General features: G+C 36.0%; 17 protein-coding genes and 7 pseudogenes. 15 read left to right on the forward strand and 9 right to left on the reverse strand.

Going from position 1 to position 17,839, the window contains the following annotated elements; genetic code table 11:
• The first annotated feature begins 197 nt into the window (after positions 1–197).
• Genes LJF29_RS02085 through LJF29_RS02095 form a run of 3 tightly spaced genes read left to right on the forward strand, consistent with a single transcriptional unit; the run spans position 198 to position 2,045 of the window.
• Positions 198–575 (forward strand): GntR family transcriptional regulator, encoded by a 378-nt coding sequence (locus tag LJF29_RS02085; RefSeq protein ID WP_229146743.1) that lies wholly within the window; start codon positions 198–200, stop codon positions 573–575.
• Complete coding sequence (locus LJF29_RS02090) at positions 575–1,435, forward strand: ABC transporter ATP-binding protein (protein WP_229146744.1); 861 nt, start codon at positions 575–577, stop codon at positions 1,433–1,435. The genes LJF29_RS02085 and LJF29_RS02090 overlap by 1 nt, the downstream gene beginning before the upstream one ends.
• A 1-nt stretch (position 1,436) precedes the next feature.
• On the forward strand, positions 1,437–2,045 hold the full coding sequence (locus LJF29_RS02095) for an ABC-2 transporter permease (RefSeq protein ID WP_324255103.1): 609 nt from the start codon (positions 1,437–1,439) through the stop codon (positions 2,043–2,045).
• 139 nt (positions 2,046–2,184) lie between these two features.
• Here LJF29_RS02095 and LJF29_RS21200 read toward each other — a convergent pair.
• A pseudogene (locus LJF29_RS21200) lies at positions 2,185–2,277 on the reverse strand (ImmA/IrrE family metallo-endopeptidase); the annotation flags it as partial.
• Between LJF29_RS21200 and LJF29_RS02100 the strand changes: the two are divergent.
• Positions 2,273–2,404 (forward strand): annotated as a pseudogene (locus LJF29_RS02100) (XtrA/YqaO family protein); the annotation flags it as partial. The pseudogenes LJF29_RS21200 and LJF29_RS02100 overlap by 5 nt on opposite strands.
• An 11-nt stretch (positions 2,405–2,415) precedes the next feature.
• Here the strand turns inward: LJF29_RS02100 and LJF29_RS02105 are convergent.
• The 3 genes from LJF29_RS02105 to LJF29_RS02115 all read right to left on the reverse strand — a co-directional run bounded on the left by LJF29_RS02105 (position 2,416) and on the right by LJF29_RS02115 (position 4,562).
• Entirely contained in the window at positions 2,416–2,682 is a 267-nt protein-coding gene (locus tag LJF29_RS02105) for a hypothetical protein (RefSeq protein ID WP_010789291.1), read from the reverse strand.
• Between the two features lie 24 nt (positions 2,683–2,706).
• The gene (locus tag LJF29_RS02110) at positions 2,707–3,507 is read right to left on the reverse strand and encodes a Hook-associated protein 2 (protein WP_229146746.1); all 801 of its coding nucleotides are present in this window, start codon (positions 3,505–3,507) and stop codon (positions 2,707–2,709) included.
• A gap of 494 nt (positions 3,508–4,001) precedes the next feature.
• A complete protein-coding gene (locus LJF29_RS02115) occupies positions 4,002–4,562 on the reverse strand; it encodes a TetR/AcrR family transcriptional regulator (RefSeq protein ID WP_095713391.1) in 561 nt (186 codons plus the stop codon).
• Between the two features lie 659 nt (positions 4,563–5,221).
• On the opposite strand from LJF29_RS02115, the gene LJF29_RS02120 reads away from it, so the two are divergent.
• Positions 5,222–6,457: a cytochrome P450 family protein gene (locus LJF29_RS02120; RefSeq protein WP_229146747.1), complete on the forward strand. Its 1,236-nt coding sequence runs from the start codon at positions 5,222–5,224 to the stop codon at positions 6,455–6,457.
• A gap of 101 nt (positions 6,458–6,558) precedes the next feature.
• A pseudogene (locus LJF29_RS02125) lies at positions 6,559–6,651 on the forward strand (DUF6262 family protein); the annotation flags it as partial.
• Between the two features lie 364 nt (positions 6,652–7,015).
• On the opposite strand, the gene LJF29_RS02130 reads toward LJF29_RS02125, so the two are convergent.
• From LJF29_RS02130 to LJF29_RS02140, 3 genes and pseudogenes are all read right to left on the reverse strand, one after another.
• On the reverse strand, positions 7,016–7,543 hold the full coding sequence (locus LJF29_RS02130) for a PadR family transcriptional regulator (RefSeq protein WP_003237203.1): 528 nt from the start codon (positions 7,541–7,543) through the stop codon (positions 7,016–7,018).
• Positions 7,540–8,382, reverse strand: a complete 843-nt coding sequence (locus LJF29_RS02135) for a sialate O-acetylesterase (protein WP_229147567.1) — start codon at positions 8,380–8,382, stop codon at positions 7,540–7,542. Before LJF29_RS02135 ends, LJF29_RS02130 begins: the two co-directional genes overlap by 4 nt.
• A 499-nt stretch (positions 8,383–8,881) precedes the next feature.
• Positions 8,882–9,028: pseudogene (locus LJF29_RS02140) on the reverse strand (transcriptional regulator); the annotation flags it as partial.
• Between the two features lie 20 nt (positions 9,029–9,048).
• On the opposite strand from LJF29_RS02140, the pseudogene LJF29_RS02145 reads away from it, so the two are divergent.
• The 5 genes and pseudogenes from LJF29_RS02145 to LJF29_RS02165 all read left to right on the forward strand — a co-directional run.
• A pseudogene (locus LJF29_RS02145) lies at positions 9,049–9,402 on the forward strand (DnaD domain-containing protein); the annotation flags it as partial.
• Positions 9,284–10,225 (forward strand): annotated as a pseudogene (locus LJF29_RS02150) (ATP-binding protein). The pseudogenes LJF29_RS02145 and LJF29_RS02150, both read left to right, overlap by 119 nt.
• Positions 10,216–10,365, forward strand: coding sequence for a hypothetical protein (locus LJF29_RS02155; protein ID WP_229146751.1), 150 nt, complete (start codon positions 10,216–10,218; stop codon positions 10,363–10,365). The pseudogene LJF29_RS02150 and the gene LJF29_RS02155 overlap by 10 nt, the downstream one beginning before the upstream one ends.
• 95 nt (positions 10,366–10,460) lie before the next feature.
• Positions 10,461–10,889, forward strand: coding sequence for a RusA family crossover junction endodeoxyribonuclease (locus LJF29_RS02160; RefSeq protein WP_088679335.1), 429 nt, complete (start codon positions 10,461–10,463; stop codon positions 10,887–10,889).
• Between the two features lie 80 nt (positions 10,890–10,969).
• A complete protein-coding gene (locus LJF29_RS02165) occupies positions 10,970–11,176 on the forward strand; it encodes an XtrA/YqaO family protein (RefSeq protein ID WP_229146752.1) in 207 nt (68 codons plus the stop codon).
• 124 nt (positions 11,177–11,300) lie between these two features.
• Here the strand turns inward: LJF29_RS02165 and LJF29_RS02170 are convergent, their stop codons facing one another.
• The gene (locus tag LJF29_RS02170) at positions 11,301–11,567 is read right to left on the reverse strand and encodes a transcriptional regulator (protein ID WP_105953550.1); all 267 of its coding nucleotides are present in this window, start codon (positions 11,565–11,567) and stop codon (positions 11,301–11,303) included.
• A gap of 326 nt (positions 11,568–11,893) precedes the next feature.
• Here LJF29_RS02170 and terS point away from each other — a divergent pair, with 326 nt between their 5' ends.
• From terS to LJF29_RS02190, 4 genes and pseudogenes are all read left to right on the forward strand, one after another.
• Entirely contained in the window at positions 11,894–12,613 is a 720-nt protein-coding gene (gene terS / locus LJF29_RS02175; protein ID WP_229146754.1) for a phage terminase small subunit, read from the forward strand.
• Positions 12,606–13,842 (forward strand): annotated as a pseudogene (locus LJF29_RS02180) (PBSX family phage terminase large subunit). Before terS ends, LJF29_RS02180 begins: the two are co-directional and overlap by 8 nt.
• A 616-nt stretch (positions 13,843–14,458) precedes the next feature.
• Positions 14,459–14,884: a MarR family winged helix-turn-helix transcriptional regulator gene (locus tag LJF29_RS02185; RefSeq protein ID WP_010335038.1), complete on the forward strand. Its 426-nt coding sequence runs from the start codon at positions 14,459–14,461 to the stop codon at positions 14,882–14,884.
• Positions 14,885–15,055: 171 nt separating this feature from the next.
• On the forward strand, positions 15,056–16,015 hold the full coding sequence (locus tag LJF29_RS02190; protein ID WP_010335037.1) for an NAD(P)H-dependent flavin oxidoreductase: 960 nt from the start codon (positions 15,056–15,058) through the stop codon (positions 16,013–16,015).
• A 777-nt stretch (positions 16,016–16,792) separates the two neighbouring features.
• Here LJF29_RS02190 and LJF29_RS02195 read toward each other — a convergent pair.
• Complete coding sequence (locus tag LJF29_RS02195; protein ID WP_229146755.1) at positions 16,793–17,683, reverse strand: LysR family transcriptional regulator; 891 nt, start codon at positions 17,681–17,683, stop codon at positions 16,793–16,795.
• Positions 17,684–17,839: the final 156 nt, after the last annotated feature.

Consider the following 17,839-nt stretch of genomic DNA (forward strand, 5'->3'; position numbering starts at 1 on the left):
GAAGAAATAAACCTTCTCAACTATCCCTCTGTTGTCTTGGCAATGATTCCTGCACCTTACAAGTGATGAAGCATTATAGCCCTATACTTAACCAAACGATAAACTTGAAAGATTGGATTAAAAAAGAGTTGTAATCTGATATTAATTTAGGTATATTGTATATAAAGTATATATACAATATGACAGTGGGGTTTTATATGCAAATTATCATTTCCAATCATTCAAAAGAACCTATTTATGAGCAAATTTATACTCAAATTAAAAAACATATTTTGACCAATGAATTACATGCAGGGCAATCCTTACCTTCAATGCGACAGTTAGCGAAGGATTTGGATATAAGTGTTATTACAACAAAACGTGCCTATGAGGAACTGGAGAAGAACGGATTCATATATTCGGTTGTTGGGAAAGGTTCTTTTGTATCGGAGCAGGATAGTGAGATGATGAAAGAGAGAAAAATGAAGGTAATTGAAGAGCAATTGTTGACGGCAATTCAAAACAGTAAAGAAATTGGCATCTCACTTACAGAATTAAAGGACATACTTACACTATTATATAGGGAGGAAGAATAGTGGAAAATGTTATTGAATTAAAACATGTGTATAAATCATTTGGTGATTTTCAACTAAAAGATATTTCAATGACAGTTAAAAAAGGATTTATAACTGGGTTTATTGGTGGTAATGGTGTTGGAAAATCTACAACGATTAAACTTATGATGAACTTATTGCAACCAGATAGCGGGTCGATATCAATATTTGGGCTAGATCATAAAAAACATGAAAAAGAGATAAAGCGACGGATTGGCTTTGTCTTTGATGAAAATATGTTCTACTCACACTTAACATTTGCAGAAATGAAGAAGATGATAAGGCCCTGCTATATGAATTGGGATGATAGCCTTTTTAATTACTATGTTGAAAAATTTGAACTGCCGTTAAATAAAAAAATCAAATCATTTTCTAAAGGAATGATGATGAAAGCTTCTTTATCAATAGCCTTATCACATCATGCAGAGTTAATTATTATGGATGAACCTACATCGGGGTTAGACCCAATATTTCGCAGGGAGTTTCTAGATATACTACATAATATAATGCAAGATGGAAAGAAAACGATCTTCTTTTCTACTCATATAACAACAGATTTAGACCGTATTGCAGATTATATTACTTTTATTCATAATGGCGAGCATATTTTCACAAAGAAATCGTATCAAATTCAAGAAGAGTACGCCATTGTAAAAGGAGGCATGGAGCTATTAGATCGAGATACAGAACAGGAGTTCATCTCCATTCGGAAATCTAATGCTGGTTTTGAGGCATTAGCAGCCAATAAAGCACGTATAGAAGATGTGTTTGGTGACTTAGTTTTGATCGAAAAACCAACGATTGAAGAGCTGATGTTCTATACAAAGAAAGGGGCTAAGTAAGGTGTTTCACTTAATAAGAAAAGATATCATTTTACAAAAGAAATCTCTTATGATATTACTGCCTGCTTTATTTGTTTATTTAACGTTAAATATATCATATATCTGGTCAGGTTTTTTATTTAGTATTGTCATAATAATGACCGCTTTTTCAATGGATGAAAAAGCCCGAATAAATACTCTGCTGAATTCATTGCCTTATACACGAAGGGAAATTGTTAGTTCAAAGTACATTGGGGTACTTATTTTTACTTTGATTATAGTTTTTACAATTTTCATAGGGAACTTGATCATTCATGGAGAACTAACAACATGGATAGATCTAATGTTTATCGTATGCCTTGTGATGGTATCTGCTTCATTTATCTTTCCATTTAGTTATCAGTTTAACAGCCAATATTTGTTCAAAGGCTCACTTATCTTACTTGGTATTTATATGGTATTAGTTAATACCTTGTTCCGAAATTTGAATGATATAATCAGAGAATGTGTTCGAATATTATTATCATTACAAAATCTTAATGTTTATTTCTTAATTCTGTTTTCGGTTATGATTTTATATGTTTGTTCTTGGCTTCTATCGATACGTATTTATAAAAATAAAGTATTTTAAAGGAAGGGTGTAGAATTCTACAGAAAGAGATTTTTACTGATTGGTTTAATCATCCCTACTCTCATATGTTGCAAAAGGAACGGTATCTTAAATCATTTTTTCATTTCGCGTAAATGCATGATGAGGATTTCATTATTAATTACAAAAGGGGGGAGCATAGATTTTCTCTCACTGATTGATTAAATAAATGCTGGGTCAGCTTCCTGTAATATATGTTCAAACGGTGTACTGCGCATGTCTTAGAAGCTCCTGAGCATGGCAGAACAGTGAACCAAACTGTAAAGGGCAGCTTTGCGCGGATTAATCATCAGATAGATTTGAAAAAACCCACTAAAATGTGGGTTCTTTGTATCAGCTAACGGGGTAATAACTATTCTTCATCTTCAAAAAAACCGAATAGTTTTTCTTCATCATATTCATATTTACGTCCTAGATTATCTGTATCTCTTTCGTGCTGTAAAAGAACTTTGTAGTTTTTTCCCTTTGAAGATTCGTTTTCAGTAACACTTAGGACGGTTACTTTATCGTTCTCATATGTCTTTGCAAAAAGTCTAATCTCTTCAATTGTATCCTTTAAATCTGTTTCATCACCATTAAAAAAGTCTAAAGAAACTTCAGTTGTGTATTTTTCAATCATGGCTAGCTCCCTGCAAAAAATGTATTAGTTCTTAAAGGATAACGGAAATTGTGTATTTTTACTACTGTCAGCTGTATTGATAATGACACGATGATGAGTCGTAGAGGTATCTTTTGTGCTGATATTTTTATTAAATTGCTTTTTATAGAAAGTCCGCCATGGACCGCCTTTATCACGAGATGACCAAGCTTGATCAGGCTGTGTCATTGTTAATCTTCTCAGTTCAGCAACATCTACATCTTTTCCATATTGAGTTCTATTACTTGTAGATTTTCGACTTGCGTCATACTTGTGTCTTTTATACGCATGTTCACTTATAAAATCTTTTTTAATCGTGCCACCATTCTTTTTATAAGGAACATCTTTAGTGATTTTAGGTTTTTTCGGTTTAGGCTTCGGTTTAGGTTTTGGCAGCTTTTTAAGGATTTGAAACTGAGGTGAGGCCTTTTCTTGATTGGTTACTGCTGTTGTAATTGATGATGATTTTTCTTCTGTATCTGTTAAAGAAACTGAGGTTAATTTGTTGTTATGTACAACTAAATTTAACTTTAGAATAGTGGTTTTGTTATCAATATTAGTATAGAAATAACTTACTTGGTTCGTGGAATTTGGACTAAAATCGCTTGAACTGAATAATTCTAATAACTCTTCCTCAGTTATAAGCTTTTTGCCATTTTTATCAACAATTTTATTTAAGCCGTTAATTGATGATTTTTGGAGATGCGCACTTTCTACTCCTTTTGCTTTGACTTCATTACCCCCACCAATAGCAAATAAAGAAATAAGTAGACTGAAAGTAAGTATTGTCAATAAAACTTTCTTCATGTTTTTTCCTCCCTTTTATCTGTTACTCAAGTATTATAACGTAACCGACAAGAAAAAAAAGTATTTTTATCATAAATTTTCAATTGATTGAAAAAAATGATAAAGGAATTTGGGAGAGATATGCTTTTTTATAAAAAGTGATTAATTGAATTGTATAATATTCATAGTTTTGCGAACCATATTACATTGAGGTTATTTTCTATCTAATCAGAGTCAAAGACGGAAAGCCTGCGGATACTTAACTTACAGAATACGTTGTTTGGTGTCCGTTTTTTATGTGTTTAAAAAGGAGGACGTTTTATGTTATACAGCAGTTGAAAGAAACAGGTCATGCACATTCGGTACACCAGCATATCCGCAGGTACTCGAGCATTTCAGCAAACAATTCTTCTTCCCCCAGGAGACCAAATTCATAAGGTTATATGCATGTGGAATAAAACAGGCTTCTCCGTGAAAAATCTATTGGATTTACAAGAAGTCTCCTTCTTTTCATATTAATCTTCAAATTTTAATAACAATTGATGAATGATATTAGAGATACAAGTAGGTGTTTTTATCATCCCATTGTTAATCCATTCCTCTATAATTCCTACTACACCTGAAACGATAAATGTTGTTTCGAATTTCTCAGTTTCCGTAATTGAATTTGCTGATTGTCGTATCATGCTCAATTCCTCAATTACTTTCCTTTTAAAAAACTCTTTCAGTTTGTTGGTTGAAAGGACATTCATTTTTGGTTTTGTTAACAATGTAAAAATTTCGACGTTTTGATATATGTATTCTGTAGTTTTTTCTATAAAGGTCAGCATGCTTAGTGGATCCTCACTTGGAAATGATGAATCATAAAAGCTTCCTAGCTGTTCAAATATCTCGTCTTCGATCTGCTCATACAAGTCAAACACATCTTTGTAGTGAAGATAAAAGGTGCCTCGGCCTATATCGGCTTTTTTAGATAAATCGGAAACAGTTATTTTGTTGATTTCTTTTTCCTGAAGCAACTTTAAAAAGGCATGTTTTATAGCACTTTTTGTCTTGATTGATCGTCTGTCCCCCATAGCGTCCTCCGTTAATATACAATTCATCATGTAGTGTTCATTAATGAACATATACAGCTAAATTGCAGATTGATACTCAAATTTTCTTCTCATTATAATGAACATGTGTTCATGAGTCAAAACATGTTTATTGGGAAAGGAGGTGTATCAATGTTTCTTTATCGGCAAGCAAGAGCTGATGAATGAAGCAAAGTGGCAAAGCTATTCCATGATTCTTTCAATCAATATCCTTTTATCTACTCGTAAAACGTGGAGAAAAAAGGTCGTTCATTTATTTTTGAAATGCATAAAGTACTAACAAAAGCATATTTTAATAAGCATTTCTGTTTTTTAGCAAACAGAATTCACCAATACTGATCTAAACAGATCATTTTACAAAGAGAACGGCTTTGAAGAATTTAGTGAATCCCGTATCAGGCGTTTTGATTATGAAATTTGTAATTGGGGATTTAAAAGAAAACCTTTTTAAAACATATAATTAGGAATCTTTTTTATGGTAGATAATGACTTAAGTATTTCTATTTTTTAATTATGGATGAGATTGATTGATCGAAGCCTTCATGAAATGAAGGCATTCAGATCAATAGAAAGTTTTACAAATCGTACTGATTTTATATTTAGAGATATCATAACCTTTAATGAAGATGGAGGTTGAATGAATGTCTTCAAAACATAAAAAGAATGTAACTATTTTGACGGAAAGTCAATTGTCTTCCAGGGCATTTAAAGATGAAGCGTATGATTTTTACAAAGAATTGCGAGAATCACACCCTCTCTACCCATTAGCTTTAGGAACTCTGGGGGATGGCTGGCTCATAACAAGATATGATGATGCAGTGCATTTATTAAAGAATGAAAAATTAAAGAAAAACTATGAGAATGTAATTACTGCAAAAGAAGAAACACGTCCTATTCTATTGAAGAATGAAGAACCTTTAACAAAGCATATGCTTAATTCAGATCCCCCCGATCACAATCGCTTGCGAACTCTTGTTCAGAAGGCATTTACTCATCGGATGATTTTGCAGTTGGAAGACAAAATCCAACATATAGCAGACTCTTTATTAGATAAAGTACAGCCCAACAAATTCATAAATCTAGTAGATGATTATGCGTTTCCTTTGCCGATTATCGTGATAAGTGAAATGTTGGGCATTCCCCTAGAAGATCGTCAAAAATTCAGAGTTTGGTCGCAAGCAATTATTGATTTTTCAGATGCCCCTAAAAAACTTCAGGAGAATGACCAAAGGGTAGGGGAATTTGTTGAATATCTGGAATACTTAGTTCGTAAAAAAAGGAACGAACCGGCAGGAGATTTAATCAGTGCCTTAATTCAAGTGGAAAGTGAAGGCACACAATTAAGTACAGAAGAACTGTACTCGATGATTATGCTGCTTATCGTTGCAGGTCATGAAACAACCGTAAACTTAATCACCAATATGACATATGCTCTGATGTGTCACGATGATCAACTAGAAAAGCTTCGGCAGCAGCGGGACTTGATGAATTCAGCGATAGAAGAAGCATTGCGGTTCCACAGCCCTGTTGAGTTAACGACTATTCGCTGGACAGCTGAACCGTTTAAACTGCATGGGCAGGAGATTAAACGGAAAGATGTGATCATCATTTCCTTAGCATCAGCAAACCGTGATGAAAAGATATTTCCAAATGCCGACATATTTGATATAGAAAGAAAGAACAACCGCCATATTGCTTTTGGCCATGGCAGCCACTTTTGTCTTGGTGCACAGCTTGCCCGCTTAGAATCAAAGATTGCTATTTCCACTTTATTACGCCGCTGTCCAAATATACAGATAAAAGGTGAAAAGGAACAAATTAAATGGAAAGGGATTTTTTTGATGAGAGTACTTGAAGAACTGCCGCTCAGTTTTTAATTTTTGGGGTATATGTAATTTTCATACATTTCTCATTTTTGAGAATGTGGGCAGAGATATAGATGTTACTTGGTTGGGATACAAATACTGATGATGGACCACTGAAACGTAAGATTAAGAAATTAGAAGATAATAACAAGCAACTTAGGGATCAATTGAAATTTGCTTACGCAGAGGTATATAAAAAATTTTAGTTTATGTCGAGAACGATGTTCACCTTCACTGCTTGTTCAATTAGAGGAAGTGATTCTTCCTTAAGGGAGATCACTTTTACTTATTCGACTAAAGCAGCAGTTTAGCGGAAGAAGGAGAAAAATCAGTTGATACTTGAATACTAAATAGGTGTAAAAAGTGGTTATTAATACGAAGGATTGAAAAAGAAGAACACGCAGCAGATTCACTTGCTCTTGTTGGGGGGCAAGTGTTGACAATCCTATTACTGGTTTAATTAAAGAAGGAGTATAAAACCTGTATCAATGATGTTACTAGATATCTACGACACAGGTTTTATATTTAGGTAACTAAATTTAACATTGCATTTTTTTATTATGCAATCGTTCACTCTATTTCTGCTTTCAATTTTTCGAACCACTCTAAATTAACCAAGTGATGTGAACGGGAATTTTCGTTCATACGGCGAAAGTAATTGATTGTGCCGGGAATTTCTTGAGTGATGGACAGGTATTCATCAAGGAGCTCGATTCGAGTTTTAGTCTGATCGATTTGTGATTGGATCAGATCCAGTAATTTATTTTTGTCGAATTCATCGGCAAAGAGTAACGCCCCATAAAATTGCAGGTTCACATATTCCGATTTGGTGCCGTATTTGATCATTAATTTTTCGAATTCTGCCCTTCCTGATTCTGTGACTTTAAAGTTACGGATTTCACGCCCACTGGTTGAGGGTTTCTGCTGAATCTGTTCAATAAAACACTTTTCTTCAAGCTGCTGCAGATTGTAATAAAATGAACCTTTCGTGAAGTTAACAATGTATTTGTAATGACGTTTTTCCATTAAGGCCAGAAGTTCATATCCGTGAGCTCCGGGATTTTGGATAAGCAAGCCAAGGATAAGTAAGGGAATTATGGTTTCATCACCTCTGCCATCCGCGCCTCAAATTCCGCGTACGTGATTTTACCCGAAGCCAAATCCATACTATGAAGGTAAATCTGTTCTGTTTTAGAATAGTCACCATTCACTTTCAGTGATTGCTCCTCTCCCGAAAGGGGTTTCAGGATATGGTACTTTTTCGAAAAAGCCTCGAAATAGCGGTAACCGAATTTGCGTTGTGAAGCTGCGTCTAAATGAATGCCATCAGGATTCGCAGTCAAACCTGCTGCAGTAACAAAATAACAATTCTGTTGTTCATTAGCGAAACGCAGCAATTGTTTATTAACCTGTCGAAACTCAGTCGCGTGCTGCCCAAAACCGGTCTTCCCAAGAAAGTCACCGAGCCCTCCAATAATCAACGGTACCTCATCAAGTTTCAACTCGTTTCTTAGCGTCTCGATGATAAGGGTTAATTTCTCGTAATATGTTTCATGTAGCGAACGATAACTGTCACTCTCACCCTGGTGCCAAAGGATTCCACAAATTTGACTGGACCGGAGGGCGAAGCGGGCTTCGGACAAAGCATGCTGAAAAAGGACGCCTTCCGGATGCCAGTCATTCAATGAACTGCCACCTTCCGCACAAGGGATCAAGCCAATTTCTTCATCGGGATGAGCTTTTGACCATGCATCTGCAAAAGATGCCGCCAGGCCAACGCCGGAAACCGGACGGTCGTAATTAATCGGCTCTGTCATCATCTGCCACTGTCCATTGCGCAGCATTTTTATTTTTTCATTATAGATAGGATCTACTTCATTCAAAAATCCACGGCCTGCCATATTCGACTGCCCCAACATTAAAAAAGACTTTATCATCTCATTTTTCACTTCTTTACATCAATATTTTAGTCTAATTAGACTATAGTCGATTCAGTTTGTCTTGTAAAGTTTTAATAAGGTTTTACTTTTATTATTAGTGTGTATGAAAAACAAACTAACATTGAAAATTTTGTGGATGTATTTGAGGAATAGCAAGTTCTTTTGCTTTTTCTCATCCAACTATCGGGGGTTTTAGTTCAATAACGTTCTTCACAATCGGGCATGATTATTGAACTAAAGGAGTGATGCAAAGTAGTCATGTAAAATATGTATCACTCTTTATTTTTTATGACTTTTTTTGATTTAGGTCTTGATAAATAATGAAAATAAGAATGAGAAAAACAACAAAAACCCTTGTCTTGTAAGGGTTTCCAAGGGGTTCGAAAATTACATTATAAATGAGGATATGATTGAAATATAAATGGGAATCTAAATCTTATTAATAAACAGAATTCAACATAATAAACAGAAATAAATAAAAATAAACTAACGGCGTTTATTTATCTGATTTCCGTCTTTCCTTTAATTGCTCCGTTATAATCTCTAAAGCAGCCTGTGAAATTTCATCAGTTACTTCACCGTCTTTAGCTGCAAGGAATGTTTCAGGCTCGTTTAATACTTTTTTTGCATCGTCAGTGATTATATTGCAGCTGAGATTGAACACAGGAACTCGATGACGAAATGAAAAATGCCTTTGAGCTATATGAAAACAAAATTGCTCGGTCAGTCGGCCCGATTGAGGCACAGCGGATCAGCTACATGGTCGACGATTATGGTGAAGAAAAAGTGATGGAGGCTATCAAGACAGCGTTTCAGCTAAAGGGGAAATCAGCAAGTTTGTCATATGTTCAAGCCATCTTATCAAATCCATTCACTCAAAAGAGAAAGGAGAAACAATATGGCTATAAACAAAGCAGTCAGTATAGACACCGCATTTCAAACGATCATGCAGGAACTTCGGGAAAAGTCAGCCCGCTTTTCGGGAACAAAACAGGCCGCATCCGGAGAAAAGGCTGAATTTGATTGTCCTTATTGTAAGGATCGTGGAATCGTCGTTTATCGGGTACATAAGGACACTCCTTGGCATTTGGATGATCAGTTAGACCTTACGGTTCCAGACGACATGGTAACGGAAGATGATTGTCTGTTAGGTAAGGTTTGCACGCCGGACAAAGCTAGTGAATGGAAAGATACTTATTCAAAACAGTGTGAATATGTGAGACGAAAGAAAATTGCCAGACTCATGGCAGCTAGTGGCATTACAGAAGAATTTGAAAAGCTTCTCTTTGGTAACTTCATTACAGGCGGTAAGCCAGACATGATCAAAGATGCTTATGAATGTGCAGTGGAATACTATAAAGATTTTCAAAAAATCAAAGGAGAACGGCAAAACAGTATCGCATTACTTGGACAGCCAGGTAGCGGTAAAACTCATTTGCTCACGGCGATTATGAATAATCTGATCAAGAAAAAATCAGTACACTGCATGTATTTCCCTTACGTAGAGGGCATGGGTGATTTGAAAGCTAACTTTGATAACTTAGAAGCGAAACTCGATGCCATGAGAAAGGTCGAAGTTCTATTCATTGATGACTTATTCAAACCAATAAACGGTCAACCAAGGGCAACCGATTGGCAGGTTGAACAAATCCAATCAGTCTTAAATTATCGATACTTGAATCATATGCCTTTGCTGATTTCTTCGGAGTTAACAATCGATGGGCTTTTGGACATTGACGAGGCTCTTGGTTAACGAATTCACCAGATGTGTCGTGATTACATAGTGATTATTAAAGGCGATCGAATGCAATTAAATCATAGGTTAGGTGATTGGGCATGAAGGAGAAAATGAATATAAAAGCAACTGGCGGACTTTATATATTTGGATCTTCAAATCCAACTGAAGGTAAAGATCTTACACCAACAATCCGTTTACTTGAGGAAAAAATAAAGCAAATGGAGCGGATGCTGAGTGCTTAAAGCAGTCGTGTCTCTGCTGGCAATTTTACTCTCCGCACCGAGAATAGAAAAAGAAATTCAGCTATGGGAACAGCTTGACAGGAGGTAAAGAACAGTTGGATTGCATTAAGTTCACTGTTTATGGTGAGCCAGTCGCACAAGGACGGCCGCGTGGATCAATACGAAATGGGAAGGTGCATATGCGAGATCCAGCGAAATCAAAGTATTTTAAACAGTATGTAGCATTAGTTGCATCTCAGCATCGCCCAGAAACAATTATTACTGGTCCTGTCTCAATGGATGTCAAAGTGTATAGACCAATGCCAAAATCAGTTTCAAACTCATCAAAGAAGAAAGAAAAAGCTGAAAAGGGTCTTCTGCGGCCGACTACAAAGCCCGACGTTGATAATTATGTAAAGGGCGTGAAAGATGCTTTGAATCATCTGATATACAAAGATGATAGTCAGGTGGTGGATTTGAAAGTCAGCAAGTTTTATAGCGAAGAGCCGAGAGTGGAAGTCATGATAAAAGAGGTTTCTGCCTAAAAATAAAAAACACCGAAGCGCTTAGCCTCAGTGTTCTTGATATGAACTGGTACTTCTATCATACACAGGGGGTGCTTTGAGTGTACAATCCAAGAGAAATAAACATAAAAAAAGACTTCACTATTCAGCAGAAGATTAACCCAGGGAAGGTTAAAATTATTGTTTTAGATGGGAATCAGGGTACAGCACATGTCTTAGATGTTCCTGAGCACGGTAAAACGGTGATTCAAACTGTAAAGGGTAGCTTTGCGCGGGTTGATCATGAAATAGGTTACAAAGTCAGGTAAGCAATGAAAGGGAGTTTTATGGTGGGTGCCATTACAAGTTGAACTTCTAATGTGTCGTCAAGTCAATGACTATCAAACAGGTAGTAGAACTATAAGAAAAAGGAGGCTATAAACCTCCTCATAGTTAACTTGAATAGTAGGCGATATAAGATCCATCAGGATAAAAAGTAACACTGTCTAAATAATATGTTGTTCCGTTGATAGTGATTGTTTGTCCAGGGTCTGGATCAGAAGGAAGTCCACGAACAACTAGGGTACCTAATGCAGATACTTCCTTTGTTTGACTTTCTTCAGAATGAGTATCAGTAGGGCTTGCGGCAAAGGCAGGAGCGGCAGAAACAAGCAAAGCAAGTGACAATGCAGTACCAGTTAAAACTTTTTTCAATTTCATTTTAAACACTCCCTTTGTTTTTTTAATACAAGTGTATTATCACACGATATACAAAAATATCCAAGGTATTTTTTGTTAATATTTTGTGAATTTAGTTTAAATATAGAGCATCTCGAATGCCTGCACCCCGAAATGAGGGCACAACACGGTCGCATTCATGCATCATACAAAATTAACACGTATGATGCTTTTTTATATTCTCTGTAAACTGCTTCCGGTAAGTCTCAGAATAGACAATTGGCGGTTAACGGCTTAAGTACGGTGTTGGTTTAGAGGGAATATCTCCAAAACAAACACGAATCAGAAGGGGGCGGTGGTGAATGTAGATGGCTGAAAAGCACATTCAGGCGTATAAGGATTACGTCAAAGGCTTGAAATATAAGGACCTTGCCGAAAAATACGGGGTGTCAGTGAACACTATTAAATCGTGGAAGCAGAGGCATGGTTGGGAAAGAAAAAAGGGTGCACCCTCTGAAAAAAGTGTGGACTCAAAAAAGGGTGGACAGCCCGGCAACAAAAATGCGTTAGGAAACAGAGGCGGTGCCGCTCCACTAAGAAATCAAAACGCTGTGACTCATGGTTTCTTCTCTAAATTCTTACCTAAAGACACACTCTCTATCATGGAAGAGATTCAGGAGCGCTCGCCTGTCGATATGATATGGGATCAGATACAGATCCAATATGCTGCAATTATAAGGGCACAAAAAATCATGTTTGTTTCTGATAAGGCAGAAATGATTAAGGAACTGAAAAAGAAAAAGTCAGTCCTATCTGAGACAAATGAAGCCGAAGAGGAAGAATACGAATTCCAATTTTCTTGGGATCGTCATGCTACGTTCTTGAATGCCCAATCTCGGGCCATGGCAGAGCTCAGGAACCTAATAAAACAGTTTGATGAGTTAGCTCATTCGGAAGACGAACGACGCCTTAAATTGGAGCATATGCGTTTAAGTATAGACAAGAAGAAATTAGAGATTGAAGAACATACAGAAGAAGATAAACCTTTTGAGATCACCATTGTAAACAAAGGTGATGACAGTGAATAAACAAGTAAATCCTCATTTTAAAGAATTTCTTTTTGACTGGAATCAAAAGTTTCAATTCTTAGTAGGAGGTTATGGATCATCCAAAAGCTATCATGTGGCGCTCAAGATTGTTCTGAAATTGCTCAAAGAAAAGCGTACTGCACTTGTTATCAGAGAAGTGTACGACACACATAGGGACTCAACATTTTCTCTTTTTAATGTAATTGTAAGTGATCTGAAATTAGATCATATCGTTAGGTGTGTATCTTCTCCGATGCAGATTCGGTTTTCAAATGGTAGCCGGATTATCTTTAAAGGGATGGATAAGCCAGCCAAACTGAAATCTATAAATAATATTTCACTCATCTGGATTGAGGAATGTTCAGAAGTGAAATATGAGGGATTCAAGGAGCTTCTAGGACGTCTTCGTCACCCGACTTTGCCGCTCTACTTGATACTATCAACAAATCCAGTTGGAGAGGACAATTGGACTTTTAAGCATTTCTTCAAGGATGATAGGGGGAGAAGCGCTTTGTACTGGATGAAAAGGAACTTTATGGAAATCGGATAATCGTTAGCAACGACACCTATTATCATCACTCAACGGCAGATGATAATCTTTTCCTGCCAGAAAGCTATGTCCAGCAACTTGAAGAATTGAAGACATACGATCCAGACCTTTACCGAATTGCGCGGAAAGGTCATTTTGGCATGAATGGAATTCGGGTACTGCCACAATTCGAAGAGCGACCGAATGAAGAGGTTTTGAAGGTTAGCGCTGATATTAACCGCCCTCTTAAACGGGTTGGCATGGACTTTGGTTTTGTTGAGTCGTATAACGCCGTCGTTAGGGTTGCTGTGGAACATGAAAAGAAATATCTCTATATCTACTGGGAGTATACAAAAATGAACTAACGGAAGATAAAACGGCCGAAGAACTCAAGGAATTTGCAGAGACTAAGGAATTAATAAAGGCGGATTCAGCAGAGCCAAAGACAATCCGATACTTTCAACAGCAAGGTTTTAATATGGTGGGCGCCCGTAAATACCAAGGATCACGCCTCCAATACACTAAGAAGGTCAAACGGTTCAAGAAGATCATTTGCTCTGATCGTTGTGAGAATACCATTTATGAGTTAAAGCCGCTCACTTATGCTACCCATAAGCTGGGGATCCATTTTTATTTGTCTTTCTACGAATACAAGAAATACGACTTAATGAAATCGGAAAAGGAAAAAACTTTTTTGTAATCTTTTTAACATGTGGAGTTGCTCCATTAAATTGGTTTCCATCATCAGAATATTTGAGTCCCCTCAGAACCCCCCTATCCTCCTAGATTACTTTTCGACAATTACTTTCGACGGCAAGTAGAAAATTCCTGCCGGTCATAAAAGGGTAGACGGACGTTTATTGTTTGTGCTCACCACTTTTTAACCCTAATTCATATAAACGTATGGAAATAAGGGCAAATGAATATAAGGAATGTAATGAAAATAAGCTTCCATAACCAATGATATGGATTTACTATGTTGAGGGACTCGATTTAATGAAGGTACAAAACCATATTGAAATCTTTTAATTTTTGCCTTATCATTATTCGTCTCTTTGTTTATCAAGACCTAAATTGTAAAAAGTCATATAAAATAAGGAGTGAAACATGTTATACATGAATAATATGTTTCACTCCTTATATTTTTTGTTCAACAATCGCATTGTTTTAAATCTAAAAGAAAGATATACCGTTCTTATGTCACAAACGGAGCAGGTTAGCTGAAGAAGAGCAATCAATGTAGAAACGTTGACAACTAAAACACAACCATGATATATTTAGCCCGCTAAATATTTTTCGGCAGAGGAGGTTCATCTTTGAAGGTTAGTGTGGACTGTGATATTCGTATGTCCTTGGATAAAGTTTCTTCCCAAATGCGTCGGAATTATAGTGAAAGCCTTAGAGAACTCAATCTTTATGTCGGCCAAGATAATTTACTCTCGCGTTTGTGGTTGGGTGATGGAATAACACAAATGCAGCTATGTGAACATTTAAAATGCGAACCGCCTACAGTAACAAATATGGTTAAATCGCTAGAGCAGAATGGTTTCATATACCGTAAACGTGATAAAGAAGATGCAAGGGTTATGCGAATTTATCTAACGGACAAAGGCAAAGATTTAGAAGAACCTGTTAGAATGAAATGGAATGAACATCAAGAAAAATTACTACAGTCAATTTCAGCCGAAGAACGCTTAATATTAAGGGATTTAATAAAGCGTATGGAGAAAAACTTATCCTAAGTTTTCTCTCAAATATATATTTAGCACCCTAAACAAATATTCAGTAACCTGTAAGATACTCTACCCAAAATATTGTACTAATAAGTAAGCCAAACTGAAATTATTTAGCAGACTAAGTATTTCTTTAAACCAACTGAAGGTTGAAAATAATCTGAGCAGGAGGATTCAATAATGAATAATAGAATATGCAAAATATTAAATATAGAAAAGCCGATTATACAGGGCCCGATGTCTTGGGTTACTAATGCCGAATTTGTTGCGGCGGTAAGCAATGCTGGTGGATTAGGATTTCTAGGTCCAAATGCCGGTCAGGTTGAGATAACTCGTTCACCCGAAATAAGTGCGGAAAGAATGAGAACTGAAATACAAAAAACAAAATCATTAACGAATAAGCCATTTGGAGTACCTGTAATCGTAAATCGTGATTTAGCTTACACATGGCCAATTTTAGAAACGATTATTGACGAGAAAGTTCCTGTGGTTCTTGTGAACGATATACTGGATGAAAGAATCTTTAAACCATTAAAAGAAAACGATATTAAAATTGTTTATAGACCACTTACTCCTACTATTGAAAATGCAAAAGCTGCAGAAGAATTTGGAATAGATGTTTATGTAGCGACTGGATTTGATGAAGGTGGTACGGTTCCTGAACGAGTTATTGGAACATTTTCGATTGTTCCAATGATTGTAGATGCTATAAATACCCCTGTAATGGCAGCTGGTGGTATTGGAGATGTTAGAGGAGTGCGTGCTGCATTTGCTTTAGGCGCTGAAGGTGTGTTTGCTGGTAGTGTCTTTATTCCAACAAAAGAAAATCCAGCAGCAGAAAACGTAAAACAAATGATTGTAGATGCTACAGCAGAAGATTTACTAATGTTCCGTACTTTACCAGCATACTATCGTTCTTTACCTACTAAATTTGCGAATAAACTAGTAGAAATGGATAAACAAGGTGTTAGTCGTGAAGAAATAGCAAAAATGATGCGTGGATCAATTGGAATGCGTATCGGCATGCTAGAAGGCAATACAGACGATGGCTATATTTCTATAGGTACTGGAATTACGCCAATTAAAGAAATCAGAACTGTAAAAGAAGTGGTTGATACGTTAATGCAAGACTTTAATTAAATATTAGGGTCTTCGGAATATTTTGTGGAATTCACTTTTCAATAGTTGAAACATTTACTTATAACTCGGACTATTTGGCGAGTTCAAACACTAGAGGGTGTTTTTTGCTCACCATTTTTTAACCATAATTGATATAAACGTATAGAATTAATGGCAAATGAGTATAAAGAGTGTAATGAAAACAAGCTTCTATAACCAATGATATGGATTTACTATGTTGAGGGCTACTGGTTATATAAAATTCATGGTTTTTAAACTATCGGTTTTTTCAGTGTTTTTTTCATACTCCCTGAAAATCTCCTCATTAGGATAATCAGTTATTACATAGCATTACCTAAGGGATGATGCTGCTTGAACGTCTGGCTAAATCTTAATGGTGGGTGAAAACAAATAAGTAAATAACCTGCAATGACTGAACTTTTCATTGGCAGTATGGATTAAAATAGCATCTTAAATATTTACTCACTTTGTAGATACAGACAGAGCTTCAAATATTGGTTTCATAATAGTTGGAGATCAAGTTAGGGACTAAAGGAAGGAAAAAATCGTGCCCATTTTGTGCCCAAAATAAATATAAAATGATGCAATGAGTATGTATTGGATAACTTCAGATGCTTGAAAGCTTCTGTAACTGACAATATACTTCCACTTTATTGAGGGCAACGAACTAATAAAGAGATACCAAAAAGCCATTTTGGTATCTTCTTTGTGTTTTTTTAGAGCTATTAAATCCATCTAGGAGCATCATGACTTGGCATCAGCAACAGTAACTTAATACTATATCGAATCTATTTGAGGAAACTGATTGATGATATATTGCTTGAAGTTTTCAGCGACAGGTGATAGATACTTCCCTCCAATCCAGGAAATACCAACTGCGCGCTCGAACCTTGGCCAACTAATGCGAACCTTTGCGATATTTGTTTGGTCTAAGCCTTTAAAATCAGGAAGAATTGAAACGCCCAGACCTGCTGCAACAAAACCTGCGATTGTAGCAGCTTCTTCGCCTTCAAATACAATGTTTGGGGTAATATTAACCTGTTCAAATATATGATCTATAGTTACTCGAAGAGCAAAACCTTCTTTCATTAAAACAAAAGGCTCAGTAGCAATTTCGTTTAAAGTAATCTCCTGACGAGTAGCTAACACATGATGTTTGGGCAAGAATAAAAAGAGCTCCTCCTTCCATAAGGGTTTCCACATTATATTTGATTCGACTGGAAAAGAAGCAAGCAGGCAGAGATCTAGTTCACCTGATTTTAGTTTATCTAAAAGCTGATTAGAGTGAGACTGGTTTAGTTGGAAATGAACATTTGGGTATTGATCTTTAAATGCTCCAATTAAATTTGGAACGATGGTTGTACCCAGTGTGTGTAAAAAGCCTAAAGACACTTCACCTTGATCTGGTTGTAAAAGGGATTGAATTTCTTCCCTTCCTTCAGTAAATTCTTTCATGATGGAATCGACCCTCTTGAGGAATCTTTCCCCATATTTATTTAATGTAATGGACCGGCCTTGTCTATCAAAAAGCGGAACCCCTAAGTAATTTTCTAATCTAACAATAGACCGAGAAAGTGCTGGCTGTGTTATTGATAACGTTTCAGCAGCTTTAGTTACATGCTGTATACGAGCAAGAGTTTGAAAGTACTCTAATTGTTCCCATTCCATTAAAACATCCACCTTTTTATAAATCATTACATAAATGAATTAAAATCATATTTATTATGCATTATACATCATAATTTATTAGTGTTATGATAAATTTATCGAAAAAATATATGAATTTTTATATGAATTTTAAACTAATTGTGTATTCAGAAGGAG

This window comes from Bacillus sp. LBG-1-113 (assembly GCF_020708615.1).
In the GTDB taxonomy this organism is placed as follows: domain Bacteria; phylum Bacillota; class Bacilli; order Bacillales; family Bacillaceae; genus Bacillus; species Bacillus mojavensis.